The 24,092-nt window shown below is 66.6% G+C and carries 19 protein-coding genes; 14 read left to right on the top strand and 5 right to left on the bottom strand.

The genetic code is table 11. From position 1 onward, the window contains the following. Positions 1 to 33: 33 nt before the first annotated feature. Both hemL and thiD read right to left on the bottom strand, forming a co-directional pair. The gene (gene hemL, locus V9L20_RS13405; protein ID WP_337296964.1) at positions 34 to 1,329 is read right to left on the bottom strand and encodes a glutamate-1-semialdehyde 2,1-aminomutase; all 1,296 of its coding nucleotides are present in this window, start codon (positions 1,327 to 1,329) and stop codon (positions 34 to 36) included. After that, positions 1,329 to 2,294, bottom strand: coding sequence for a bifunctional hydroxymethylpyrimidine kinase/phosphomethylpyrimidine kinase (gene thiD / locus V9L20_RS13400; protein WP_337296963.1), 966 nt, complete (start codon positions 2,292 to 2,294; stop codon positions 1,329 to 1,331). The genes hemL and thiD overlap by 1 nt, the downstream gene beginning before the upstream one ends. A 111-nt stretch (positions 2,295 to 2,405) precedes the next feature. On the opposite strand from thiD, the gene V9L20_RS13395 reads away from it, so the two are divergent. The 6 genes from V9L20_RS13395 to V9L20_RS13370 all read left to right on the top strand — a co-directional run bounded on the left by V9L20_RS13395 (position 2,406) and on the right by V9L20_RS13370 (position 12,435). Continuing rightward, positions 2,406 to 2,576: a rubredoxin gene (locus V9L20_RS13395; protein WP_007838397.1), complete on the top strand. Its 171-nt coding sequence runs from the start codon at positions 2,406 to 2,408 to the stop codon at positions 2,574 to 2,576. An 83-nt stretch (positions 2,577 to 2,659) separates the two neighbouring features. Beyond that, a complete protein-coding gene (locus V9L20_RS13390; protein WP_126749384.1) occupies positions 2,660 to 3,058 on the top strand; it encodes a response regulator in 399 nt (132 codons plus the stop codon). Beyond that, positions 3,058 to 3,423 (top strand): response regulator, encoded by a 366-nt coding sequence (locus tag V9L20_RS13385; protein ID WP_126749383.1) that lies wholly within the window; start codon positions 3,058 to 3,060, stop codon positions 3,421 to 3,423. Before V9L20_RS13390 ends, V9L20_RS13385 begins: the two co-directional genes overlap by 1 nt. Before the next feature lie 19 nt (positions 3,424 to 3,442). Then, the gene (locus tag V9L20_RS13380) at positions 3,443 to 3,976 is read left to right on the top strand and encodes a chemotaxis protein CheW (RefSeq protein WP_258502392.1); all 534 of its coding nucleotides are present in this window, start codon (positions 3,443 to 3,445) and stop codon (positions 3,974 to 3,976) included. Positions 3,977 to 4,019: 43 nt separating this feature from the next. Then, complete coding sequence (locus tag V9L20_RS13375) at positions 4,020 to 6,341, top strand: methyl-accepting chemotaxis protein (RefSeq protein WP_337296962.1); 2,322 nt, start codon at positions 4,020 to 4,022, stop codon at positions 6,339 to 6,341. A 28-nt stretch (positions 6,342 to 6,369) separates the two neighbouring features. Next, positions 6,370 to 12,435, top strand: coding sequence for an Hpt domain-containing protein (locus V9L20_RS13370; RefSeq protein WP_337296961.1), 6,066 nt, complete (start codon positions 6,370 to 6,372; stop codon positions 12,433 to 12,435). 45 nt (positions 12,436 to 12,480) lie between these two features. Here the strand turns inward: V9L20_RS13370 and V9L20_RS13365 are convergent, their stop codons facing one another. After that, complete coding sequence (locus V9L20_RS13365) at positions 12,481 to 13,980, bottom strand: cryptochrome/photolyase family protein (protein ID WP_337296960.1); 1,500 nt, start codon at positions 13,978 to 13,980, stop codon at positions 12,481 to 12,483. On the opposite strand from V9L20_RS13365, the gene V9L20_RS13360 reads away from it, so the two are divergent. The 6 genes from V9L20_RS13360 to V9L20_RS13335 are packed head-to-tail and all read left to right on the top strand — an operon-like array spanning position 13,981 to position 18,537. Further along, complete coding sequence (locus V9L20_RS13360; RefSeq protein ID WP_126749378.1) at positions 13,981 to 14,580, top strand: YqgE/AlgH family protein; 600 nt, start codon at positions 13,981 to 13,983, stop codon at positions 14,578 to 14,580. Beyond that, complete coding sequence (gene ruvX / locus V9L20_RS13355; RefSeq protein WP_157615946.1) at positions 14,580 to 15,029, top strand: Holliday junction resolvase RuvX; 450 nt, start codon at positions 14,580 to 14,582, stop codon at positions 15,027 to 15,029. The genes V9L20_RS13360 and ruvX overlap by 1 nt, the downstream gene beginning before the upstream one ends. After that, the gene (gene pyrR, locus V9L20_RS13350; protein WP_337296959.1) at positions 15,026 to 15,523 is read left to right on the top strand and encodes a bifunctional pyr operon transcriptional regulator/uracil phosphoribosyltransferase PyrR; all 498 of its coding nucleotides are present in this window, start codon (positions 15,026 to 15,028) and stop codon (positions 15,521 to 15,523) included. Before ruvX ends, pyrR begins: the two co-directional genes overlap by 4 nt. After that, positions 15,523 to 16,485 carry an aspartate carbamoyltransferase catalytic subunit gene (locus tag V9L20_RS13345; protein ID WP_013543579.1) on the top strand — a complete coding sequence of 321 codons (963 nt, stop codon included), beginning with the start codon at positions 15,523 to 15,525 and terminating at the stop codon, positions 16,483 to 16,485. The genes pyrR and V9L20_RS13345 overlap by 1 nt, the downstream gene beginning before the upstream one ends. Next, positions 16,482 to 17,765, top strand: coding sequence for a dihydroorotase (locus V9L20_RS13340; RefSeq protein ID WP_337296958.1), 1,284 nt, complete (start codon positions 16,482 to 16,484; stop codon positions 17,763 to 17,765). The genes V9L20_RS13345 and V9L20_RS13340 overlap by 4 nt, the downstream gene beginning before the upstream one ends. A 25-nt stretch (positions 17,766 to 17,790) precedes the next feature. After that, on the top strand, positions 17,791 to 18,537 hold the full coding sequence (locus V9L20_RS13335) for a lysophospholipid acyltransferase family protein (RefSeq protein WP_258502383.1): 747 nt from the start codon (positions 17,791 to 17,793) through the stop codon (positions 18,535 to 18,537). Positions 18,538 to 18,774: 237 nt separating this feature from the next. Here V9L20_RS13335 and V9L20_RS13330 read toward each other — a convergent pair whose 3' ends face one another. Then, positions 18,775 to 21,042, bottom strand: a complete 2,268-nt coding sequence (locus V9L20_RS13330; RefSeq protein WP_337296957.1) for an EAL domain-containing protein — start codon at positions 21,040 to 21,042, stop codon at positions 18,775 to 18,777. Between the two features lie 239 nt (positions 21,043 to 21,281). Between V9L20_RS13330 and V9L20_RS13325 the strand changes: the two genes are divergently transcribed. Next, a complete protein-coding gene (locus V9L20_RS13325; protein ID WP_337296956.1) occupies positions 21,282 to 21,743 on the top strand; it encodes a hypothetical protein in 462 nt (153 codons plus the stop codon). A gap of 429 nt (positions 21,744 to 22,172) precedes the next feature. On the opposite strand, the gene V9L20_RS13320 is transcribed toward V9L20_RS13325, so the two are convergent. After that, a complete protein-coding gene (locus tag V9L20_RS13320; RefSeq protein WP_337296955.1) occupies positions 22,173 to 23,090 on the bottom strand; it encodes a LysR family transcriptional regulator in 918 nt (305 codons plus the stop codon). A 95-nt stretch (positions 23,091 to 23,185) separates the two neighbouring features. Here V9L20_RS13320 and V9L20_RS13315 point away from each other — a divergent pair, with 95 nt between their 5' ends. Further along, positions 23,186 to 24,091 (top strand): NmrA family NAD(P)-binding protein, encoded by a 906-nt coding sequence (locus V9L20_RS13315; protein ID WP_337296954.1) that lies wholly within the window; start codon positions 23,186 to 23,188, stop codon positions 24,089 to 24,091. The last annotated feature ends 1 nt before the right edge of the window (position 24,092 follow it).

Here is a 24,092-nt window from a genome sequence, read left to right as displayed (position 1 = left end):
AGCCCGGCTTTTTTCTTGGCCGGAGGTTCGCCCTTAGCGGGGCCCGGAGGCCTTGAAGATCTGCCTGGCAGCCTCGATCGTGGCGGCGATGTCGTCGTCGCTGTGCGCGGCGCTCACAAAGCCCGCTTCGTAAAGCGCTGGTGCGATGTACACGCCGCGGTCGAGCAGGCCGTGGAACAGCGCGTTGAACTTTGCGTTGTCGGTGGTCATCACCGTGGCGTAGTTCTGCGGCAGTTCGTTCATCAGGAAGAAGCCGAACATGCCGCCTTCGCTGTCGGCGTTGAAGGGCTGGCCTTCGGCCGCCGCGGCAGCCTTGAGGCCCGCGACGAGCGACTGCGTTTTCTTCGACAGCGCTTCGTAGAAGCCGGGCTTGGCGATTTCCTTCAGCGTTGCCAGGCCGCAGGCCGTGGCCACGGGGTTGCCCGAAAGCGTGCCGGCCTGGTACACCGGGCCCAGGGGCGCAAGCTGCTCCATGATGGCGCGCGGGCCGCCGAAAGCCGCCAGCGGCATGCCGCCGCCGATGACCTTGCCGAGCACCGTGAGGTCGGGCGTGATGCCCAGCACGCCTTGGGCGCCGTGCAGCCCCACGCGAAAGCCGGTCATCACTTCGTCGAACACCAGCAGCGCGCCGTGCTGCGTGCACAGGTCGCGGCAGCGCTTGGCAAATTGGGGCGTGGCTCGCACGAAGTTCATGTTGCCGGCAATCGCCTCGATCATCAGGCAGGCGATGTCGTTGCCATGCAGCGCAAAGGCTTCTTCGAGCTGCGCGATGTTGTTGTACTCGAGCACCAGCGTGTGCTGCGTAACCTCGGGCGGTACGCCGGCCGAGGTGGGATGGCCGAAAGTGGCCAGGCCGGAGCCCGCCTTGACCAGCAGCGCATCGGCGTGGCCGTGGTAGCAGCCTTCGAACTTGATGATGTGCTTGCGGCCGGTAGCGCCGCGCGCCAGGCGGAGCGCGCTCATGGCGGCTTCGGTGCCCGAGCTCACGAGCCGTACCATCTCCATCGAGGGCACCAGCGCGAGGATGGCTTCGGCCAGCTCGATTTCGCGCTCGGTGGGCGCGCCGTACGAGAAGCCCTCGAGCACGGCCTTCTGCACCGCCTCCACGACGGCCGGGTGGCCGTGGCCCAGGATCATCGGCCCCCACGATCCGATGTAGTCGATGTAGCGCTTGTCGTTGGCGTCCCAGAAGTAGGCGCCTTCGGCACGGCGGATGAAGCGCGGCGTGCCGCCCACGGCCTTGAAGGCGCGCACGGGCGAATTGACGCCGCCGGGAATGACGGCGCGGGCGCGGTCGAAAAGAATGTCGTTTTGGTCAGCGTTTGGCATCAATGTCTGGTGTCGTGAGGGGGCAGGGCAAAGTCTGGGGACGCGTCGGGGTCTTCACCGTCGTCTTCGTCGTCTTCGGGCTCGGCCCAGAACAGGCGGTCGGGCAGCACATGGCCCATGCCGGGCCTGAAGCCCGCGTCCAGGCAGCGGTCCATGTAGGCCAGGGCTTCGCTGGTGGCGGCCACCAGGTCGGTGCCGCTTGCGAGCAGGGCGGCCAGCGCGGCCGACAAGGTGTCGCCGGCGCCGGCAAAAACGGCTTCGAGCCGCTCGTATTTCTCGCTGGCGAGCACTGACTGCGGGGAGGCCAGCACGTTGTCGATGAACTGGTCGGGCAGCACCATGCCGGTCACCAGGGTGTAGGGCACGCCGAACTCCCCCGCGGCCTTGGCAATGTCGCGCGCACCGGGCGGACGGTCGCCGCTCCAGTCGGGAAGCAGCCATCGCCAGAGCGTGCTGTGGTTTCCAACCAACACTGTGGCCTGGGGAAGAAGTAACTCCCGAAAAGCGTCCAGATAGGGCTCGATCAGGTTCTCGTCCCACCACGAGAGGTTGGGCATATAGGCCACCAGCGGCACTTCCGGGTAGTCGGAGGCGGTCTCGGCGATGGTGCTCAGGGTGTCGGGGCTGCCCACGAATCCCACCTTGATGAGCTGGACTTCCACGTCCTCGAGGATGGCGCGCGCCTGCTCGGCCACGGCCTCTTCGTCGAAGGCGAAATGGTCGAATATCTCGGCCGTGTCCCGGGCGTAGGCCCCCGTGACCACGGGAAGCATGTGGGCGCCCACCGACGCCATGGCCAGGGCATCGGCGCCGAGGCCGCCGGCGCCGCTCGGATCGCTGGCGTTGAAGACCAGCACGCAGGGCGGATTCAGGTCGCGCTCGGCAACCTCTTCGGCGTCCCCCGGGGGGTCGTTAAGATCGCCCGGTTTGCGGGCGTTGTCTGCTGGATGTAAGTAAATGGTCATACGCCGGGCAAAATCCCCTGGATGGTGGCATAGGCGCGACGTTTACCGTCCGCCAGTGAGATACGCATAGATACACTCGTTGCATTTAATGAACAAGGACTTTAAGCTCCGATGAATACGAAAACTTGGATGTGCCTGATTTGTGGGTGGATCTATGACGAAGCGGTTGGTGTGCCGGAGGACGGCATCGCGGCAGGCACGGCCTGGGCCGATGTCCCGATGAACTGGACCTGTCCTGAGTGCGGTGCGCGCAAGGAAGACTTCGAAATGGTTGAAATCTGAAGAGCATGGCATAGGGCTACGCGATTTGCGTCGATGTACGGCGCGGCGGGCATCCAAGTCTCATCTCAGCAGGAGTGTGTGCAATGGGGCCGAATGGATCAGGTTACAAGGTGCTTGTCATCGATGACAGCAATACGATCCGGCGCAGTGCCGAAATATTTCTGAAGCAGGGCGGGCACGAGGTTCTTCTTGCGGAAGACGGCTTTGACGCGCTCTCGAAAATCAACGATCACAAGCCGCATCTGATTTTCTGCGACATCCTGATGCCCCGCCTGGACGGTTATCAGACCTGCGCCATCATCAAGCGCAACGCTCAATTCTCCAATGTTCCGGTCGTGATGCTCTCTTCGAAAGACGGCGTCTTCGACAAGGCTCGCGGCCGCATGGTCGGGTCGCAGGACTACCTGACCAAACCTTTCACCAAAGACCAGCTGCTGCAGGCCGTGCAGCAGTTTGGCATTGTTCAACAGGAAGTGCAGTAATGCCCATTCGAAAAATCCTCGTCGTCGACGACTCCAAGACGGAACTGGTGTTCCTGTCAGACCTGCTCCGCAAGAACGGCTTTGCCGTCAAGACGGCTGAAAACGCCGACGACGCCATGCGCCGTCTCGAGGAAGAGCAGCCCGACCTGATCCTCATGGACGTGGTCATGCCCGGCCAGAACGGCTTCCAGCTGACGCGCGCGATTGCCCGCGACCCGAAGTACGGCACCATCCCGATCATCCTGTGCACCAGCAAAAACCAGGAAACCGATCGCGTCTGGGGCATGCGCCAGGGCGCTCGCGACTACATCGTGAAGCCGGTCAACGAGGCCGACCTGATGTCGAAGATCACCGCGCTCGCCTGAGCTGGAGCCGACCGAGTCCATGGCGAATCGCGACGCTCTCCGAGCCTTCCAGTCCCGGCTAGCAAGCCGCCTGCAGGCCGCACGCACGACTGGCGTCGCCGCCACGTGGCTCGCGGTCGAGGCGGGAGAGGGCAAGTACCTCTTTCCTCTCGGCCACGCGGGCGAAATTTTTCCCTGGACGCCCCCCCAGCCCGTGCCGTACACGGAGCCCTGGTTCCTTGGCGTTGCCAACCTGCGCGGCGGCCTCTTCGGCGTGGTGCAGCTGTCGGCATTCGCCTCGGGCGTTCCGAGCGGACCGGCCGCCACCGAGGCGGCCCGGATGCAATCGCGGCTCGTTGCCCTCAACGAGCTGCTCGAAGTCAACTGCGCATTGCTGGTCGACCGACTGGCGGGGTTGCGCGGCGCCGAGGCCTTCACGGCCGCGGAGCCGCCAAGCGCAGAAGCACCCGCGTGGCTGGGCCATCTGTACACCGATGCGGCGGGTGAGCGCTGGCAGGAGATCAACCTGCAGGCGCTTTCGCAGCAACCCGAGTTTTTGAGTATTGGCGCCTAGTGCTTTCGCACAGCCCAAAGACAACCACCCTGAAGGACCGACCGTGAGCTCGATCGCCGACAAGTTCAAGAAATTACTGCCCGCGAACAGCGGCAACGAAAAGGCCCGCGTCGACGGCTCAGGTTCCACCTTGTCGCTCGACGATGTCGATACGGTGCAGGCGCTGGACGAGAAGACCGTCCGCCTCGCCCGAAAACAAGGCCGCTCCACCGCCGACCCCGCGCCCACCGGCTTTGCCGACGGCGGCGCGCTGCCTCCCAGCGAAGCAGCCAACGAGGCAGCCGCAGGCCCGCTCGACGAAGCGCAGGCCGCAGCCGCCAAGGCCGGCTCCAGGCCGGCGCGCCAGCAGCGGATCCTTGCGATCATGCTGGCTGTGGTGGTGCTGCTGCTGTTGCTGGTGGCCGGTTCGGCCATTCTTCGCGCCGAGCGCCTCGCGCAGCAGGTGGCCGCCACCGGCCAGTCGCTGATGCAGTCGCAGCGTCTCGCCAAATCGATCTCGCAGGCCCTCGTGGGCAGCGCGCCCGCGTTCGTCGAAGTGAAGGACAGCGCCGACGACCTCACGCGCCGCGTGCAGGGCCTGACCAACGGCGACGATGCCCTGCGCCTCGAACGCGTGGGCAACCAATACGACGAGGACATGGCCAAGATCAACCCGCTGGTCGCCCGTGCGGATGCCAGCGCCAAGGTCGTGCTGTCGCAGCGCCAGATCCTGACCCAGGTGGGTGCCGCCTTGCGCGACATCAACCAGCAATCGTCCGCGCTGCTCGAAATGACGGAAACCGTCGCTTCGCTGAAGATGCAGCAGAACGCCACGCTGCCTGAAATCTCGGCCGCCGGCCAGCTCGTGATGCTGACCCAGCGCATCGGCAAGTCGACCAACGAATTCTTCACGGTCGAAGGCGTGAACCCCGACGCCGTGTTCCTGCTCGGCAAGGACCTGAACACCTTCCAGGAAACCACCCGCGGCCTGCTGGACGGCAATGCGCAGCAGCGCTTCCCCGGCTCCAAGGACCCGCAAACGCGCCAGCAGCTCGAAGCCATCCTGAAGACCTACGAGCAGATGCGCACGCAGGCCTCCGCCATTCTGGGCAACCTGCAGGGCCTGGTGGCCGCGCGCGAAGCGCAGGCTTCCATCCTGACCGACAGCGAACCGCTGCGCAAATCGCTCGGCGAGCTGCAGGACAAGCTCTCCGCACGCACCGGCCTGGGCGCTGGAACCATCGTGCTGCTGTTCGTGCTGTCGCTGGCCGCCCTGGCCCTGGCAGGCGCCATCGGTTTCGTGCAGGTGCGCGAAGGCCGCGAACGCGCCGCCATCGCCGAACGCGAACGTCTCGCGGCCGAACAGGCCAGCGACGAAGCCGGCCGCATCAACAACGCCAACCAGGCCGCCATTCTTCGGCTGATGAACGAACTGCAGACAGTGGCCGAAGGCGACCTGACGCAGGAAGCCACCGTGACCGAGGACATCACCGGCGCCATTGCCGACTCGGTGAACTACACGGTGGAAGAACTGCGTTTGCTGGTGGGCAACGTGCAGAACACGGCAACCCGCGTGGCGCAGACGACGTCGCAGGTGGAAAGCACCTCGACCGAACTGCTCGCCGCCTCGACCGAACAGCTGCGCGAAATTCGCGAAACCGGCCAGTCGGTGCTGACCATGGCCGAGCGAATCAACGGCGTGTCCTCGCAAGCGCAAGAGTCCGCCACGGTGGCGCGCCAGTCGCTGCAAGCCGCTTCGTCGGGCCTGCAGGCCGTGCAGAACGCCATCGGCGGTATGAACTCCATCCGCGACCAGATCCAGGAAACCTCCAAGCGGATCAAGCGCCTGGGCGAATCGTCGCAGGAGATCGGTGAAATCACCGAGCTGATCTCGGACATTACCGAACAGACGAACGTGCTGGCACTGAACGCCGCCATTCAGGCCGCATCGGCCGGTGAAGCCGGTCGCGGCTTCTCGGTGGTGGCGGAAGAAGTGCAGCGGCTGGCTGAACGCTCCGCGGACGCCACGCGCCAGATTTCGGCGCTGGTGAAGGCCATTCAGACCGACACGCAAGACGCGGTGGGCGCCATGGAGCGTTCCACGCAGGGTGTGGTCGAAGGGGCCAAGCTGTCCGACAATGCCGGTACCGCACTGACGGAGATTGACCGCGTGTCGCGCCGCCTTGCAGAACTGATTGAGCAGATTTCGCAATCCGCCTCCCGCGAAGCCGATTCGGCCAACGTGGTGGCTGCCAACATCCAGCACATTTTTGCGGTGACCGAGCAGACCGGAGAAGGTACCCGTACCACCGCCCAGCAGGTGCGCGAGCTTTCGCAGATGGCCGAAGAACTGCGCCGCTCCGTCGCCCGTTTCAAAATTGCCTGACAAGAGATAAGAACGGCGAGCATCCAACGTGTCGATTCAAACCCCTGCCACGGCCCCCCTCGCTGGCAATGTGCCGGCCACCGAAGACCTTGGGCCGCTGGCCTGGGTTCTGGGAGAAATCCAGAAATCCCTCGACAGCGTTGCCAAGTCGCTGCGTCGCTTTGTGCGCGACGTGGGCAATACCTCGGAACTCGAGAGCGGCCCGCTGCAAATGGCTCGCCAGCAACTGCACCAGTCCGTCGGTGCCTTGCAGATGGTGGGCAACACCGCTCCGGCGCTGGTGCTCGGCTCCATCGAATTCGCGGTCCAGGGCTTCATTGCCGAACCGCAGCGCTGCACCGAGAGCGCCGTCGTAAAGATCGAGCGCGCCGGCTTTGCCGTCGTCGATTTCCTCAACGCGCTGCTGGCCGGCAAGCCCGTGTCGTCGGTGGCGCTGTTTCCGCAGTACCGCGATGTGCTCGAACTGGTCGGCAACGAGCGCGTTCACCCGGCGGACCTGTGGAGCATCGCCTGGCGCTGGGTCGAAGTCCGTCCCGCACTGACGCAGGCCGCGTTGGCCTATGACCCGGCGGTGCGTTCGCGGCTCGACCGCGAAGTGCTGCAGCTGGTCAAGACCGGCGACGCGCAGGCCGCTCGCCGGCTGCACGCCCTGTGCCTGGGGCTCGGACGCGGCGCGCTGCTGCCTCGCGTCGCGAGTTTCTGGACCTTGGCCGCGGGCTTCTTCGAAGCTCTTGCGCTCGAACTGATTCCCGCCGATTCGTACGTGAAGCGCGCGGCTTCGCGCGTGCTGCTGCAGTACGCCACGCTGGCACGCGGCGACAGCACCGTGTCCGACCGGCTCGGCCAGGACCTGCTGTTCTTCTGCGCGCAGGCCGTGCCTACCGGCCGCGACGACGCCGCCACGCTGCGCACCGTGCGCAGCGCCTGGGGCGTTGCGAGCGAGCCGTACATCAACTACAGCGTCGAGCAGTTCGGCCGCTTCGATCCGCTGGTGCTCACGCAAGCCCGCAAGCGCATCGAAACCGCCAAGGAAATGTGGTCGGCGCTTTCGGGCGGCGACGTCACCCGCACCCGCCAGGTGGCCGACACCTTCGCCCAGCTGGGCGAATCGCTGCAGAAGCTGCATCCGCCGAGCCTGCCGATGGTGGAAGCGCTGACGCATGCGGTCGAAGCCTCCGTGCGCACCGGCCAGGCGCCGGACACCGAGCTCGCGATGGAAGTCGCCACCTCGGTGCTCTACCTGGAAGCCGCGCTCGAAGACCTCGACCCGAGCGATCCGCAGCTCACCTCCCGCACCCTGCAGCTGGCCGGCCGCATCGAGCGCGTGCGCGCTGGCGGCCATTCGGAGCCGCTCGAGCCCTGGATGGAAGACCTGTATCGCCGCGTGAGCGATCGCCAGACCATGGGTACCGTGGTCGACGAGCTGCGCAGCCACCTGAGCGAGCTTGAAAAGTCACTCGACCAGTACTTCCGCCGCCCGGCCGAAAAGGCGCTGCTGCGCACCGTGCCGAGCCAGTTGCTGCAAATGCGCGGCGTGTTCTCGGTGCTGGGCCTCGAGCAGGCCGCGCACACCGTGCAGCGCATGCGCGACGACGTCGAGCAGATGCTCGTGGGCAACGCATCTCCCGTCGAGGAAATGCACAGCTTCGATGCGCTGGGCAACAACTTGGGCGCGCTCGGCTTCCTGATCGACATGCTGGGCTACCAGCCCGCGCTGGCCAAGCGCCTGTTCGTGTTCGACGCCGAAGCCGGCGAACTCAAGCCGCTGATGGGCCGCCAGGCCGCCGACAGCGATGCCGCCGATACCGCGGTGGCGGATGGCAAGCCCGCGGGCGCCGAAGCCGTGCTCAGCATCGAGGAAGTCGACGCACAGATCGCCTCGAAGCTGGCCGCGCTGGCCACGCCCAACCGCAAGGCGAAGGTGTCGCCCATCGAGGAATTCAGCCGCAAGGCCGACAGCTGGACCAACAAGATCACCGGTCCCGCGGCGCTGCCCGACACTGAAGTTACCGAGCTCGAAGAAGACGACCTGCAGAACATCTTCCTCGACGAGGCCCGCGAAGTGGTGCAGAACGGCCTGGCCGCCATCGACGAACTCGGCGGCCACCCCGACGACACCGAAGAACTCACCATCCTGCGCCGCGCGTTCCACACGCTCAAGGGCAGTTCGCGCATGGTCGGCCTCACCGATTTCGGCGATGCCGCCTGGTCCTTCGAGCAGGTGCTCAACACCTGGCTGGCCGACCAGCGCGACGCCACGCCCGAGCTGCTTTCCGCCACCCGCAATGCACTCGGCGAATTCAGCGAATGGGTGGAAGCCATTGCGTCGGGCGCCCAGCACAGCTGGCAGTCGTCGCATTTCAGCCGCGTGGCCAACGCCCTGCTGGCCGGCGAACCCGTGCCGACCGCGCCGCCGCGCGTCGATGCGGACGCCCTTGCGGTGGCCGCGCGCCATATTGCCGCAGAGCCGCCCGTGGCTGCTCCCCTGCCGATGCCGGAACTGCCGGAGTTACCCGAGCTTTCGGAACTGCGCGGCTTGCCAGATCTGGCGCTGTCACCCGTCGCGTCGCCAGCCGCCGCGCCCGCCCCGGACTTTGAATTGCCGCCGCAGGTGCTGGAGCAACCTGCCAAGCACGAAACCGACGACGACTTCGCATCGACCGACTTCCTCGACTTCGATACCAAGCCGAGCCCGGAAGAGTCTTTCGAGGTGCTGACCGGTAGCGGAGATTTCGATTTCCTGGCGCCCGAAAAGGCAGAGCCCGCACCGTCCGCCGCTCAATTTGCCGTCGAACCCGCCGAAGAACCCGCGCCGGTCGCCACGCCTGAGCTGCTGCAAACGCCCGTGGCACTGCCCGACCTGGACTGGGCACCCGAGCCCTTGCAGGCCAAGGAGAGCGAGCCTGCGGCCGTTGCCGCGGCCGAGCCGGTGCAAGAAGAGCCCGCGGTCACCGAACCCGCGTTCCTGCTGGCACCGGAAGAACCCGTTGCAGCCGTGGACGAAACGCCCGCGGCAGCGCCTGAGCCGGTCGAGCCGCCGGTGGCGGTTGCAGACGCGGTTGCAGTTGCCGAAGAAGCGCCGCAGCCCGAACCTGAGCCCGAAGCCGAAGTGCAGGAAACCGCCGAGGCGGCTGCGCCCTCCGGTGCGGATGACCAGGTCAAGGTCATCGGACCGCTGCGCATCGGCATTGCGCTCTACAACGTCTATCTCAACGAAGCCGACGAATGGTCCAGGCAACTGGCCACCGAAGTCGGCGAGTGGGCGCTCGAATCGCACGAGCGCCTGTCCGATTCGACCGTCGCGCTGGCGCATTCGCTGGCCGGCAGCTCGGCCACGGTCGGCTTCCACAGCCTGTCGGGCATGGCCCGCCTGCTCGAAGCCGCGCTGCAGCATCTGCAAATGCAGGGCAGCGGTACGCGTGAGCAGGGCGTGGTGCTGGTTGCCGCGGCCGACGAGCTGCGCCGCCTGCTGCACCAGTTTGCCGTCGGCTTCCTGCGCGAGCCGTCCGAGGGAACGTTGCAGGCGCTGCGCGACATTGCCGCCGCGCCCATGCCGGCCGAGGCTGCCGCCCGTGCCGATGTGCGGCCGCTGCAGCACATGGTGGCCACCGACAGCGTTGCCGACGTGGCGCTGGACGACTCCGAAGACGCGATCGACGTGGCCGATGCGGTCGACGTCGACCTTTTCCCGATCTTCGAGGAAGAGGCCGCGGAACTGCTGCCGCAACTCGGCCAGGCGCTGCGCCAGTGGGCGCACCACCCTGACGACAACGCGCCCCGCGCCTCGGTGCTGCGCACGCTGCACACGCTCAAGGGCAGTGCCCGGCTGGCCGGCGCCATGCGCCTTGGCGAGCGGGCGCACCGCATGGAGTCGGAGATCGAAGTCCTGGGTACCCAGGGCGGTGCCGACCGGGCGGAAATCGAAAAGCTGCTCACGCGGCTCGATTCGCTGCAGTCCACCTTCGACGCGCTGCGCGCGGCGGACGATGCCACCCAGGCCGAAGTGGCCCAGCTCGTGGTGGCGGCAACCGCTGCCCAGCCGGGCGTTCAACTGGTGCAGGTTGCCGCCGAAGCCGGCGTGCCCGCCAATGACGAGATTGCTGCCGGCGGCGACCAGAACGCCGATGCCGTGGAAACGGCCGCCGTGCCGTCGCTCCTGCCGCGTCCGGCTCCGGCGCTGCTCGCTCCTTTGCGCACTGCGTCTACCCAGGCCGTCCGCATTCGCACCCAACTGCTCGACCGACTGGTGGCGCAGACCGGCGAGGTCATCATCACGCGTTCGCGCCTCGAGGCCGAACTGGGCCAGCTGCGCGGTTCGCTCTCCGACCTGACGGGCAACCTCGACCGCCTGCGCCAGCAATTGCGCGACATCGAGGTGCAGGCCGAAAGCCAGATGCAGTCCCGCCTGGCACAGGCGAAGGATTCGCAGCAGAGCTTCGACCCGCTCGAGTTCGACCGCTTCACCCGCGTGCAGGAACTCACGCGCATGATGGCCGAGTCGGTGAACGACGTGGCCACCGTGCAGCGCACGCTGCAAAAGACGGTGCAAGCCACGGAAGACGACCTGAGCGTGCAGGCACGCCAGACGCGTGAACTGCAGCGCGGCCTGCTGCGCACGCGCATGGTGGAGTTCGAAGGCATTTCCGACCGCCTTTACCGCGTGGTGCGCCAGGCGTCGAAAGACACCGGCAAGCAGGTGCGCCTGGACATCGTCGGCGGCTCCATCGAGATGGACCGCGGCGTGCTCGACCGCATGACGCCCGCCTTCGAGCACCTGCTGCGCAATTGCGTGGCGCACGGCATCGAAGACCCGGCCGCGCGCGAAAAGGCCGGCAAGGACGCCAACGGCTTGATCGTGATCGACCTGCACCATGAAGGCAACGACGTCTCGGTGAGCTTCCGCGACGACGGCGCCGGCCTGGACCACAAGCGCATTGCCGAACGTGCCCGCACGCTGGGCCTGCTCGAGCCGGGCCAGGAACTCTCGCCCGAAGAAGCCACCGAGCTGATCTTCAAGCCCGGCTTCTCCACGGCGGGGCAGGTGTCCGAACTGGCCGGCCGCGGCATCGGCATGGACGTGGTGCGCGCGCAGATCGCCGCGCTCGGCGGCCGCATTGAAACGCACAGCACGGCCGGACAGGGCACCACCTTCAAGCTGGTGCTGCCGCTCACCACCGCGGTGACGCACGTGGTGATGCTGCGCGCCGGCGAAGTGTCGATCGGCGTGCCGTCCAACCTGGTGGAGCTGGTGCAGCGCGTGAGCAGCACCGAGCTCGAAGCCGCCTACCTGCACAACAGCCATCCGTTCGGCAGCGAACAGGTGCCTTTCTACTGGGCGGGCGCGCTGCTGCAGGCCTCGGCACGCAGCGAGCATCCCACCAGCAAGAACAACACCGTCGTGATCGTGCGAAGCGCGGCACAGCGTGTGGGCCTGCACGTGGACGAAGTGCTGGGCAACCAGGAAGTCGTGGTCAAGAACCTCGGGCCGCAACTCGCGCGCCTGCCGGGCTTGGCGGGCATCTCGGTGCTGGCTTCCGGCGCGGTGGCGCTGATCTACAACCCGGTGGCGCTGGCCGCGGTGCACGGCGAACAGGCGCGCATGCGCCAGGCCGCCGCTCTGGCCGTGTCCGCGCAGGCCGGATCGACCGAAGCCGACCACGGCGCGCCGCAAGAGCCGTTGCCGATGCTGGCTCCGCCGGTGCCGCAGGTTCCGCTGGTGCTGGTGGTCGACGACTCGATTACCGTGCGCCGCGTGACGCAGCGCCTGCTGCAGCGCGAAGGCTACCGCGTGTCGCTCGCGGCCGACGGCCTGCAGGCGCTCGAGCGGCTGCAGCAGGAGCGGCCGGCGGTGGTGCTGTCCGACATCGAGATGCCGCGCATGGACGGTTTCGACCTGGCCCGCAACATCCGTGCGGACGAGTCGATGGCCGGCCTGCCGATCATCATGATCACCTCGCGCATCGCCGAGAAACACCGCGACTACGCCCGCACGCTGGGCGTGAACCACTACCTGGGCAAACCGTACTCGGAAGACGAACTGCTGCGCCTGGTGCGTGCGTACACGAGCGAACCGGCATTGGCCGCAGCGGCCTGACGCGCTCTCCAGCGCTCGACCAGTAAAGGGGCCCGCCGGGCCCCTTTATTTTTGCAGCGCCTTGGCCCGCGCCACGCCGTAGCGCTGCAGCGTTTTCTCGCGCGCCTCGGCGTGGTCGACCACAGGCTTGGGGTACGTCTCGCCTAGCTTGATGCCCGCCGCTTCCAGCTCCACCGGAGAGGCCGTCCACGGCGAGTGGATCGCGGCATGCGACAGCCCCGCCAACTGCGGCAGGTAGCGGCGGATGAACTTGCCCTCGGGGTCGAAGCGCTGGCTCTGCGTCACGGGATTGAAAATGCGGAAGTAGGGCTGCGCATCGCAGCCGCTGGAGCTTGCCCATTGCCAGCCGCCGTTGTTCGAGGCCAGCTCGAAGTCGTTCAGGTGCAGCGCAAAGTAGCGCTCGCCGCGGCGCCAATCCAGCCCCAGGTCCTTGCACAGAAAACTCGCCGTCACCATGCGCAGGCGGTTGTGCATGTAGCCGCTCTGGTTGATCTGCATCATGGCCGCGTCCACCAGCGGGTAGCCGGTGCGGCCCTGGCACCAGGCTTCGAACAGCTGGTCGGCGTGCTTGCCATGGTGCCACTGGATCTTGTCGTACTCGGGGCGAAAGCTCTTCGATTCGCCGCCCGAATGCACGTGTGGGAAGTGCGCCAGGATCTGGAAGTAGAACTCTCGCCAGATCAGCTCGCTGAGCCAGGTGGCCGCGCCCGCATCGCCCTGCAGCGAAAGCTGGTGCGCCACCCCCGCCACCTGCCGGATCGACACCGTGCCGAAGCGCAGGTGCACGCCCAGGTAGCTGGGCCCCCGAACCGCCGGAAAATTGCGCGCCGCGTCGTAGCGGTCGATGCGCTGGAAAAAGTCTTCGAACAATGCCGCCGCCCCTTGGGTGCCCGTGGGAATCTCGAGTTCTGAAAGGTTGGTTTGCTGAAAGCCGATTTCCTCGAGCGTGGGCACCGGCGCGCGCCAGGCCTCGGGCGGGGCGGCCAGCGCGTCGGCATACGCCCGAACCGGGTACGACTTGAGAAAGAACGAATCCACCTTGGCCAGCCAGGCCCGCTTGTAAGGCGTGAACACCGTGTAGGGCTGGCCGGTCTTGGTCATCACCTCGTCGCGGTCGAAGACGGTCGAATTCTTGTAGGTGTGAAAAGCCACGCCCGCATTGGCCAAGGCTCCGAGCACCTGGGCATCGCGGGCCAGCGCGTCGGGCTCGTCGTCGCGGTTGGCAAAAACGGCCTGCACATCCAACGCGTGCGCCAGCGCCGGAATTTCATCAACTGCGGCGGCGTGGCGCACGATGAGCCCGCCGCTCAGGTCGCGCAGCTCGGCATCGAGCTCCACGAGCGACTCGCGGATGAATTCCACCCGGCGGTCGGCCCGGGGCAGGGGCTCCAGAATGGCTTGGTCGAACACGAAAACGCACACCACCTGGCGGCAGGCCCGCAGGGCGTGGTAGAGCGCCGCGTTGTCGTCCACGCGCAGGTCGCGGCGAAACCACATGAGCCCTTTGGGATAGGTCTTGTCGACGGCCAGTAAAATCGGCGGCATATGGCTTCCGATTCTGCCCCGATGAACCTCACGCATCACTTTTTGATAGCGATGCCGGGGATGGAAGATAAAACTTTCAACCGCAGCGTCGTCTACCTCTGCGAGCACAGCGAGCGCGGTGCGCTCGGCCTTGTGATCAACAAGCCCAGCGACATCAACCTCAAGGTGCTGTTCGAGAAGATCGAGCTGCACCTGGCGCGCCCCGAACTCGGCGACGCCCCGGTTTTCCAGGGCGGCCCGGTGCAAACCGAGCGCGGCTTCGTGCTGCACGAGCCGGTGTTCTCCCATGCCGAAAAGCCCGAGGAGTCGGTCTACGCCTCGACGATGACCATTCCCGGCGGCCTTGAAATGACCACCTCCAAGGACGTGCTGGAGGCCCTGGCCACCGGCGCCGGACCGCGCAAGGTGCTGGTTTCGCTGGGCTATTCGGCCTGGGGCGAGGGCCAGCTCGAATCGGAACTGGCTGAAAACAGCTGGCTGACGGTGAGCGCCGATCCGGCCGTGATCTTCGACACCCCCATCGAGCAGCGCTACGACAAGGCGCTGATGCTGCTGGGCCTCGAGGCCTGGAAACTGTCGCCGGAAGCGGGACACGCGTGATGGCCGCTGCCATGCCAGACGCTCCCGTTCCCTCCGCTTCTCCTGTTTCCGTTGCCGTTCCTTCTCATTTCCAGAGCTTCCTGGCCTTCGACTTCGGCCTGAAGCGAACCGGCGTCGCGAGCGGAAACCGCCTGCTGGGCGCCGCCACGCCGCAGGCCACCATCAAGGCCGAGGGCGATGCCCGCTTTGCGCAGGTCGAGGCGCGCATCAAGGAATGGCAGCCCGACGCATTGGTTGTAGGTGTGCCGTATCACCCCGACGGCGCCCCCCACGAGAACACCCGCCGCGCGCAGAAGTTTGCGCGCCAGCTGCGCGGCCGTTTCAATCTCCAGGTGTTCGAGGTCGACGAGCGCTACAGCACCACCGAGGCGCTGGCTTCCGGCGCCCGCGATGCCGACGCGGCCTCGGCCTGCATCATCCTGGAACAATTTTTGAGGAGCCTCCCTTGAGTTCAATACCCGATGCCGAAGCGCTCTACAAGGAGCTGCTGAACGGCGTGAAAGCGCTGATGCGCACAGAAACGAAACTGGTGGGCATTACCTCCGGCGGCGCCTGGCTGGTCGAGCGGCTGCAAAAAGACCTGGGCCTTGCCGGCGCGCCCGGCGTCATTTCGTCGGCCATGCACCGCGACGACTTCGCGCGCCGCGGCCTTTCGGCCAGCGCGCAGACCGCGCTCCCCTTCGACGTGAACGGCGCCGACGTGCTGCTGCTGGACGACGTGCTCTACACCGGCCGCACGATTCGCGCGGTGCTCAACGAGCTGTTCGACTTCGGCCGACCGGCCTGCGTGCGGCTTGCGGTGCTGGTCGACCGCGGCGGGCGCGAGCTGCCAGTGGCCGCCGATTTCGCGGCCGCGAAACTCACGCTGCCGGACACGCAGCTGCTCGCATTGGCCCGCGCAGACGACGGCGCCTTCAGCCTCAAGGTGGAGGAAAGCAAGTAATGCTCTACAAGCGAAATCCCCAACTCAACAAGAACGGCGAACTGATCCACCTGCTGTCGATCGAGGGCCTGCCCAAGGACATCGTCACGCACATCCTCGACACGGCCGCCAACTTCACCAGCGTGAGCGACCGCGAGGTGAAGAAGGTGCCGCTGCTGCGCGGCAAGAGCGTGTTCAACCTGTTCTTCGAGAACAGCACGCGCACCCGCACTACCTTCGAGATCGCGGCCAAGCGCCTGTCGGCCGACGTCATCAACCTCGACATTGCGCGCTCGTCGGCCACCAAGGGCGAGTCGCTGCTCGACACCATTGCCAACCTGAGCGCCATGGCCGCCGACCTGTTCGTGGTGCGCCACAGCGAGTCGGGCGCGCCGTACCTCATTGCGCAGCATGTGGCGCCGCACGTGCACGTGGTGAACGCCGGCGACGGGCGCCATGCGCACCCCACGCAGGGGCTGCTCGACATGTACACGATCCGCCACTACAAGAAGGACTTTGCGAACCTCACGGTCGCCATCGTCGGCGACGTGCTGCATTCGCGCGTGGCGCGCTCCGACATCCATGCGCTCACCACGCTCGGCTGCGCCGAAGTGCGCGTGGTCGGCCCCAAGACCCTGGTGCCCGGCGACATGGCCGGCATGGGCGTGCGCGTGTGCCACACGCTCGAAGAGGGCATCAAGGACTGCGACGTCATCATCATGCTGCGCCTGCAGAACGAGCGCATGAGCGGTGCGCTGCTGCCCTCGTCGCAGGAGTTCTTCAAGACCTACGGCCTCACGCCCGAGAAGCTGCAGCTGGCCAAGCCGGACGCGATCGTGATGCACCCGGGTCCGATCAACCGCGGTGTCGAGATCGACTCCGCTGTGGTCGACGGCAAGCAGAGCGTGATCCTTCCGCAGGTCACCTTCGGCATCGCCGTACGAATGGCGGTCATGAGCATCGTCGCAGGTAACGAAGCATGAACACACTGATCATCAACGGCCGCGTGGTCGACCCCGCCTCGGGCACCGACAAGAAAGCCGACATCGCCATTGCCGACGGCAAGATCACCAGCGTCGGCAGCGTGCCGCCCAGCTTCAAGGCCGAACGCACCATCGATGCCGCGGGCTGCGTCGTCGCGCCCGGCCTTGTCGACCTGGCCGCGCGCCTGCGCGAACCCGGCTACGAACACGAGGGCATGCTCGAAAGCGAAATGGCCGCCGCCATTGCGGGTGGCGTGACCAGCCTCGTGTGCCCGCCCGACACCGACCCCGTGCTCGACGAGCCCGGCCTGGTTGAAATGCTCAAGTTCCGCGCAGAGAAGCTGCAGGGCGCGCGCCTGTTTCCTCTGGGCGCGCTCACGCGCAGCCTGGCCGGCGGCGTGCTCACCGAGATGGCCGAGCTCACCGAGGCCGGCTGCATCGGCTTCAGCCAGGCCGACGTGCCCTTGGCAGACACGCAGGTGCTGCAGCGCGCGCTGCTTTATGCAAGCACCTTTGGCTACACCGTGTGGCTGCGCCCGCAGGACCGCGACCTCGGCAAGGGCGTGGCCGCGAGCGGCCCGCTGGCCACGCGGCTCGGCCTCTCGGGCGTGCCGGTGTCGGCGGAAACCATCGCCATCTTCACCATCATCGAGCTCATGAAGAGCACCGGCGCGCGCGTGCACCTGTGCCGTATCTCCAGCGCCCGAGGTGTGGCGTTGGTGCGCGAAGCCAAGGCGCAAGGCCTGCCGCTCACATGCGACGTGAGCATCAATTCGCTGCACCTGGCCGACACGGACATCGGCTTTTTCGACAGCCGCGCACGCCTGAACCCGCCGCTGCGCCAGCAGGGCGACCGCGATGCGCTCTCGGCCGCGCTGGCCGACGGCACCATCGACGCGCTGGTGTCCGACCACACGCCGGTCGAGGCCGACGCCAAGACGCTGCCTTTTGCCGAAGCCGAACCGGGCGCGACCGGGCTCGAGCTGCTGCTGCCGCTGGCGCTGCAATGGGGCGAGCGCAGCGGCGCCGGCATTGCGCGCGCGCTCGAGGTGGTTACCTCCGCACCCGCGCGGCTGCTGGCCGCCGCCGATGCGGGCACCGGCATCGGCCGCCTGTCCGAGGGCGGCGTGGCCGACCTCTGCGTATTCGATCCGGCGCTCGAGTGGCAGGTGCAGCCCGACGCGCTGAAGAGCCAGGGCAAGCACACGCCGTTCGCGGGCTACCCGCTGCAGGGCCGCGCCCGCCACACGCTGGTTGCAGGCCGCGTGGTCCACGGCTGACGAGAAGAAGAGGGCGCACGTCTCGATGGTTCATTCGCTGAAGGCCTGCTGGCGCCTGCTGCATGCCGTAGGGCACGCGCTGGGCGGGTGGTGGACGATCCGCTTCACCTTTCCACGGCTTTCGCAGGAGGAGCGCAACCTGCGGGTGCAGCAGTGGTCGCGGCGCCTGCTCGAGATCATGGGCGTCACGCTCAAGGTGCAAGGCACGCCGCCCGCCAAGGGGCCGGTGCTGCTCATCTGCAACCATCTCTCGTGGCTGGACATCACCGCCATTCATGCCGCCTGTCACGTGCGCTTTGTCTCCAAGGCGGGTGTGAAGCACTGGCCGTTGATCGGCACGCTGTCCACGGGCGCTGGTTCGCTCTACATCGAGCGGGAACGGCGCCGCGATGCGTTGCGGGTGGTGCACCACATGACCGAGGCCCTGCAAGGCGGCGACCGCATCGGCGTGTTCCCCGAGGGCACCACCAGCGATGGCCGGGGGCTGCTGCCCTTTCACGCCAACCTGCTGCAGGCCGCCATCTCGTCGGGCGCGCCGGTGCTGCCCGCCGCGCTGCGCTTTGCCGATGCGGCCACCGGCGAAACCAGCCAGGCGCCGCGCTACATCGACGACGACAACCTGCTGACCTCGCTGTGGAACACGCTGCGCGCACCGCCCCTGCTGGCGATCGTGCGCTTCGGCGAGCCGCAGTCCTCGCTGGGCCGCGAGCGCCGCGCCTGGGCGCAGTCGTTGCATGAAGATGTGCAGCAATTGCGCCGCGAAACACACTGAAAGAAACACACCGGGCAAAAAAAGCGCTCCCGAAGGAGCGCTTAACGACGCACGAATGCGCCGTGAGGAGGAACCGCAATGAGAAGCGCACTAGGGCGGGGTGCCCTTGCGAGCTTGACTGCAGGTTGAACGCTGCGGCGGCCGCGGCTTGCGGGAGAAGTCAGTTCATGCGCGTGGGCGAGTGCCTACATACGTAGGCCGGGCGTCCAAGGCCGCTGCGCAGAGGCATGCCCGTAGTCAGCCGGGTGGCTCCTGGCCTTCGCCCTTGCTGCGCTCGCTCTGCTCCATGGTGCCCGAGCGCAGGAGGTCGCCAGCCTCGTCGGCGACCACGGCTTCGCTGAAGTAATAGCCCTGTGCAAGCGTGGTGGAGCCTGTCGAGTGCAGAAAGGCCCGCTGCGCTTCCGTCTCCAGACCCTCGACGATGATGCCGATGCGGGCCTCCCGCGCCAGGTTCATGATGGCGCGAACGGTCGCAGCGCTGTCGGGGTCGTCGATGGCCCGCTTGAGCATCGATTGCGCGATCTTCAGGTGGTTGACTCGGTAGGTCCGCAGGTATTCGAACGACGAATACTCGGTACCGAAGTCGTCGATGGCAATCCGCACGCCGAGCGCCCGCAGCTGCGGCAGCACGTCGTTGTGGCTCCACGTCATCTGGGCCAGCGTCGACTCCGTCACGTCGAACTCCAGGTCGGAAGGATTGAGCTGCCACTTCGCAAGGCAATCGACCACATCGCGAACCAGCTCGGCGCCTTTTCTGAGTTGGCCGAGCGACAGGTTGATGGCCAGCACGGGCGGCGCCACGCCCTGTTGGCGCCACTGGCTCATCTGACCGCACGCCCGGTCCAGCACCCAGCGGCCCAGCGTGACGATGCTCCCGGTGCGCTCGGCAATAGGCACGAATGCGCCCGCGTCGAGCAGGCCGCGTTCGGGGTGGTTCCAGCGCAGCAGCGCTTCCACGCCCACGATCTTTCCGGAAGACAGTTCGACCTGCGGCTGGTAATAAAGCTCCAGCTCTTCGCGTTCGATCGCTTTCTTCAGGTCTTCGCCCAGCGCCACGCGGTCGCGCACTTCGTGGTCGATCTCCTCGGAGTGAAAGTGAAACTGGTTGCGCCCCTCTTCCTTCGACCGGTAGAGCGCCAGGTCGGCCTGCACGAGCATTTCGTCCGGCCCTGCGCTGCCCGCGATGTAGGGGCAGATGCCGATGCTGACGGACACATGCACCTCGTTGCCGCCCAGCATGTAGGGGCGCGCCAGTTCCGCCTGGATCTTCGCGGCCAGCGCGCCCGCGGCCGCGGGCTCGCCCATTTCGCTTTGCAGCACCGCAAACTCGTCCCCGCCCAGGCGGGCCACCACGTCGGTCTCGCGCGTGCAGTTCTTCAGGCGCTGCGCCACTTCGCGCAGCAGCAGGTCACCGGTCGGGTGGCCGTACATGTCGTTGACCGGCTTGAAGTGGTCCAGGTCGAGGTAGTGCAGCGCAAAGGGCATGGAGCCCCGCCGTGCGGCCGCATGGGCCTGGTGCAGGCGTTCGGTGAGGGTGGCGCGGTTGGCGAGCCCGGTCAGCCCGTCGGTGCGCGCCAGCCGCGCGAGCTGCTCTTCCGCCGCCTTGCGCTCCGTGACGTCGATGACGATGCCCTCGACCTCGACGAGCCGGCCTTCCTTGTCGCGGACCGGCACGTAGCGGTTTTCCACCCAGCGCCGCCCGCCGTCACCGGTGCACAGGCGGTATTCGATCGAGGCGCCTTCCGCGTCCTTCTCCAGCACGCGGGCCATCGCATCGGCAACTCCGGCCTGGTCGGCCGGGTCGATGAGCACGTCGGCCCAGTTCGGGTTCGCCATCAGGCCGGCCGGATCGTGGCCGAACTTGGTGATGTTGTGCGAGATGTAGATCAGCGGAAACGCGGGCTCGCCGCGCAGGCGGTAGAGGATGGTCGGGCTGTTCTGCACGATGATGTTGGCGTCCGACAGCTCCCGCGTGCGCTCTTCGACGGCCTGCTCGAGCATGTTCATCTTGAAGGCGGCGTCTTCCGTCATTTGCCACTTCATCGTGAGCGCACTGGCCAGCTGGCGCACCTCGATCGGGTCGAACGGCTTCTTGAGCACCAGCAGGCGGTCGCGCGCGTCCAGCCGCTCGAACACCTCGACCCACGACTGGTCCGCATAGGCCGTGCAGATCACGATCTGCAGGCGCGGGTCTACCCGCCACAGCTGCTCGATCGTCTCCACGCCGTCCCACCCGGGGGGCATGCGCATGTCGATGAACGCCATGGCGTAGGGCTTGCCGGCCTCCAGTGCCTCGCGCACCTTGGCAAGCGCTTCCTGCCCCTGGTAGGCACTGTCCAGCACAAAGTCCACCGTGGCCTGCCTGGCCGAGGTGCCGAACAGTGCGGCCTCCATGTCGTCAAGGTCTGATGCGGTGGCCTCCGCCAGGAGAATCTTCCGAAAGTCCTCGTGGATGGCAGGCGTGTCGTCCGCCAGCAGGATGCGCCGGTTTTGCTGTTTGCTCATAGGGCTTCGTCCGCTTTCCTGATCGCAAGTCCGAGCGTGAATGCTACGAATGTGCGTACCAAATGCCTCATGTTGCGGCTCCTTACATGATCAATGCATTAGACACTTCGACGCGCCGTTTAGCTCGGCTTCAATGCCTATTCGGGCCCACACAGTGGCTGCGAAGAAACATGCGTGTGCATGCGTTTCAGAGGAGTGAATCCGGCCGTCCGAAGCCTCGTTAGGCCAATAGCAGTAGCATGCGCAACTTCAAGCCGGTGGATCGCCCGCCGCTGCTGCTCACCAACAGCGCAATGAACTCCCTTTCGGAATCGAATGCCGTGGACAAGAAAATGCATGAGCGAAGCACGGAGAGGCGCCCGAGACCGCCTGTGCGCGTCACCGTCAAGGACGCAATGATGAAGCGCGACAGCGATGTCGATACAGCGACATCCGCGCTGAGAGCCGCTGCCGACGACGTGACCGCCTGCGTCGCCGAGTTGATGCACCTCGTTGCCCCGAAAGGCGCTTCGGCGCCTGTGGACTGGCGCGGCGGCGCCGCCGATCGCATCGACGCCTGCAAGCAGTTCGGCCTCGTCGGCGAAATTCACGATGTGACCTTTCAGCTGCGGGCGTTGCAACGGGCGGCCGAGCTGGCCACGCGCCGTGCACGCCGCCGCGCCGCCGAAGAGAGCGCCCGCCGCGAAGATTCCGGCAACTGAGAAAACACAGCAACACTACTGCCCGCGTGGCTGTAGTGGCGTGCCGGCGCAGTGCGCCCATAATGCGCCTCCTGCGGCCACGCCAGAGGCCGCTGAAACTGGAAGCTGTGCTCCGATCACTGCGAGCCAGCCACATTCTTTTCTGGCCTCACGGGATGACATCATGAGCGTATTGCAGATGTTTCTACCGGTGTCGGAACCAGCCCGCAGCGAGGCGCTGGAGCAGTTGAGAAGAACCCACCACCTACCGCGCCACCTCGTACGAGGCATCGGGCGCAGGACGCAAGGCGAGCCCGGACCGGTCGCTTTCGTCGGTCCGATGCAAGGCCAGCAACAGGCATCGTCGCCGGCCTTGCGTACGCCGGCCGCGCCGGAATAGGCACTCGGCATCTCGAAGGCCAGTAGCGCCCCAAGCTGACGGGAGAACTGTCAGGACTCTTGTCCTTTGCTGCGAGATCGCACCGCTTCCTTCGCAAGGTCGATGAACGCGCGCGTCTTTGCGGGAGGGGCGATGTTGCCCGGATAGGCCGCGTAGAGAAACATGCGGCCCGACGCCCAGCCAGGAAAAAGACGAACAAGGCGCCCGGCTTCCACCTCGGCGCGGACGTTTGCCGTACTCGGAAAAAAAGAGATGCCCGCGCCCTGGCGCACCAGTTGCAGCACGGCGTTCGTGCTCGCCGCCGATATCGATCCGCGCAGCTTCACACGCACCTTTCGGCCGCCGCGCTCGAGATCGATCGACCACGGAGCCGGCAGCAGCGACAGCGCAATCCACTCGTGCTTCGCGAGCTCCTCTGGCTTGCGCGGCGTGCCATGGCGGGCGAGATAGCTGGGCGCGGCGACGGTCCAAAGCCCGAGTTCCTCGAGCACCACCGCGCGAAGGCCGGAATCGGCCATCGGCCCGATGCGGATCGTGAGGTCGAAGTGCTCGGCAATCACATCGAGTTTGCGGTCGGTGGGCACATAGTCCACGCGCATTGCCGGATAGCGCTCGCTATACGCCGCGATCCAGCTCGCGACCATGCCGGCCGATGCTTGCGGGCTGGTGAGCCGCAACGTACCCGAAGGTTGCGCGCGCCCGCTGCGCGCCCGCTCCATCGCAGCCTCCGCGCCGGCCAGCAGTTCACGGCAATCGGCGAGAAATGCCGCCCCTGCCTCGGTGATTGCGAGCTTGCGCGTGGATCGCTGCAACAGCTGCGTGCTCAACTCCCGCTCGAGCAACGCCACCGCCTGGCTCACCGCGGACTTGGTCGTGTTCAGGCGTTCTGCGGCGGCGGTGAAGGTGCCGGCCTCGGCCACCGCGACGAAGGCCGCCAGGCGGCCGAAGGAGATGGCAGGAGCCTTCATGCGATTGTTCTCCACAACTGGACAATGAATTCTGTCGCAGGCGCTTTCTGGAAACAACCGCAGCGCGCACCATGGCACCCATCGCAACACCACCCATGAAGGGAACCGCCATGTATGTACTTCTCGGCTCCAACGGCAACATCAGCTCCAAAGTCGCGGCACTGCTGCTCGCGCAAGGCATGGCCGTACGCGTTGTCGGCCGCCATGCGGGATCGCTCGCTTCCCTGAAGGCCGCGGGCGCGGACATCGCGGCTGGCGACATCGGCGATGCGGGCTTCCTGGCCCGTGCATTCGCCGGTGCCACGGCCGTCTACACGATGATCCCTACCGATTACGCAGCGGACGATATGCTTGCGGAGCAAGATCGGCTGGGCGATGCCATCACGCGCGCAATCGCCGCGGCCGAGGTGAAACACGTCGTGAATCTCAGCAGCGTCGGCGCGCATGTGAGTGCGGGAACCGGGCCGATCGCGGGCCTGCATCGGCAGGAGCAGCGCCTCGACAAACTCGCCGGCGTGGACGTGCTGCACGTGCGGCCCGGCTACTTCTTCGAGAACCACCTGGCCGCGATAGAGATGATCCGCAGCATCGGCGCGTACGCGGACATGACCGCGCCCAATTCGCCGCTGCCGATGGTGGCCACGGCTGACATCGCGCAAGTCATAGCGCGCGAGTTGGGCACGCCCTCGGGCAAGGGCAAGCGCGTGCTCCATCTGCGTGCGCCAAGCCTCTACACGATGAAGGAAGCGACGGCGTTGCTCGGCAAGGCCATCGGCAGGTCGGACCTCGCGTATGTCCAATCCGATCCGGAGCAAGCCAAGGCGGCGCTGATGCAGCAGGGCTTCTCGGCGAGCGCCGCCGCGCAGCTGGAGGAAATGAGCGCGGCGTTCTCCACGGGGCGCCTGGACGGCGAGTACGACAAGGGCCCTACCGAGATCACCCCGACGACGCTCGCGGATTTTGCGGCCAGGGTTTTCAGGCCGGCGTTCGAGACCACCTGAG

The organism is Variovorax sp. CCNWLW225 (assembly GCF_037204045.1).
Classification (GTDB): domain Bacteria; phylum Pseudomonadota; class Gammaproteobacteria; order Burkholderiales; family Burkholderiaceae_C; genus Variovorax.
The sequence above is the reverse complement of the archived record's forward strand: the minus strand, read 5'-3'. Positions and strand labels throughout refer to the sequence as shown.

Excerpts from the sequence above, each read along its gene's own strand:
- hemL (WP_337296964.1), bottom strand. The coding sequence starts at position 1,329 with ATGCCAAACGCTGACCAAAACGACATTCTTTTCGACCGCGCCCGCGCC.
- thiD (WP_337296963.1), bottom strand. The coding sequence starts at position 2,294 with ATGACCATTTACTTACATCCAGCAGACAACGCCCGCAAACCGGGCGAT.
- V9L20_RS13395 (WP_007838397.1), top strand. The coding sequence starts at position 2,406 with ATGAATACGAAAACTTGGATGTGCCTGATTTGTGGGTGGATCTATGAC.
- V9L20_RS13390 (WP_126749384.1), top strand. The coding sequence starts at position 2,660 with ATGGGGCCGAATGGATCAGGTTACAAGGTGCTTGTCATCGATGACAGC.
- V9L20_RS13385 (WP_126749383.1), top strand. The coding sequence starts at position 3,058 with ATGCCCATTCGAAAAATCCTCGTCGTCGACGACTCCAAGACGGAACTG.
- V9L20_RS13380 (WP_258502392.1), top strand. The coding sequence starts at position 3,443 with ATGGCGAATCGCGACGCTCTCCGAGCCTTCCAGTCCCGGCTAGCAAGC.
- V9L20_RS13365 (WP_337296960.1), bottom strand. The coding sequence starts at position 13,980 with ATGCCGCCGATTTTACTGGCCGTCGACAAGACCTATCCCAAAGGGCTC.
- V9L20_RS13360 (WP_126749378.1), top strand. The coding sequence starts at position 13,981 with ATGGCTTCCGATTCTGCCCCGATGAACCTCACGCATCACTTTTTGATA.
- ruvX (WP_157615946.1), top strand. The coding sequence starts at position 14,580 with ATGGCCGCTGCCATGCCAGACGCTCCCGTTCCCTCCGCTTCTCCTGTT.
- V9L20_RS13345 (WP_013543579.1), top strand. The coding sequence starts at position 15,523 with ATGCTCTACAAGCGAAATCCCCAACTCAACAAGAACGGCGAACTGATC.
- V9L20_RS13340 (WP_337296958.1), top strand. The coding sequence starts at position 16,482 with ATGAACACACTGATCATCAACGGCCGCGTGGTCGACCCCGCCTCGGGC.
- V9L20_RS13335 (WP_258502383.1), top strand. The coding sequence starts at position 17,791 with ATGGTTCATTCGCTGAAGGCCTGCTGGCGCCTGCTGCATGCCGTAGGG.
- V9L20_RS13330 (WP_337296957.1), bottom strand. The coding sequence starts at position 21,042 with ATGAGCAAACAGCAAAACCGGCGCATCCTGCTGGCGGACGACACGCCT.
- V9L20_RS13325 (WP_337296956.1), top strand. The coding sequence starts at position 21,282 with ATGCGCAACTTCAAGCCGGTGGATCGCCCGCCGCTGCTGCTCACCAAC.
- V9L20_RS13320 (WP_337296955.1), bottom strand. The coding sequence starts at position 23,090 with ATGAAGGCTCCTGCCATCTCCTTCGGCCGCCTGGCGGCCTTCGTCGCG.
- V9L20_RS13315 (WP_337296954.1), top strand. The coding sequence starts at position 23,186 with ATGAAGGGAACCGCCATGTATGTACTTCTCGGCTCCAACGGCAACATC.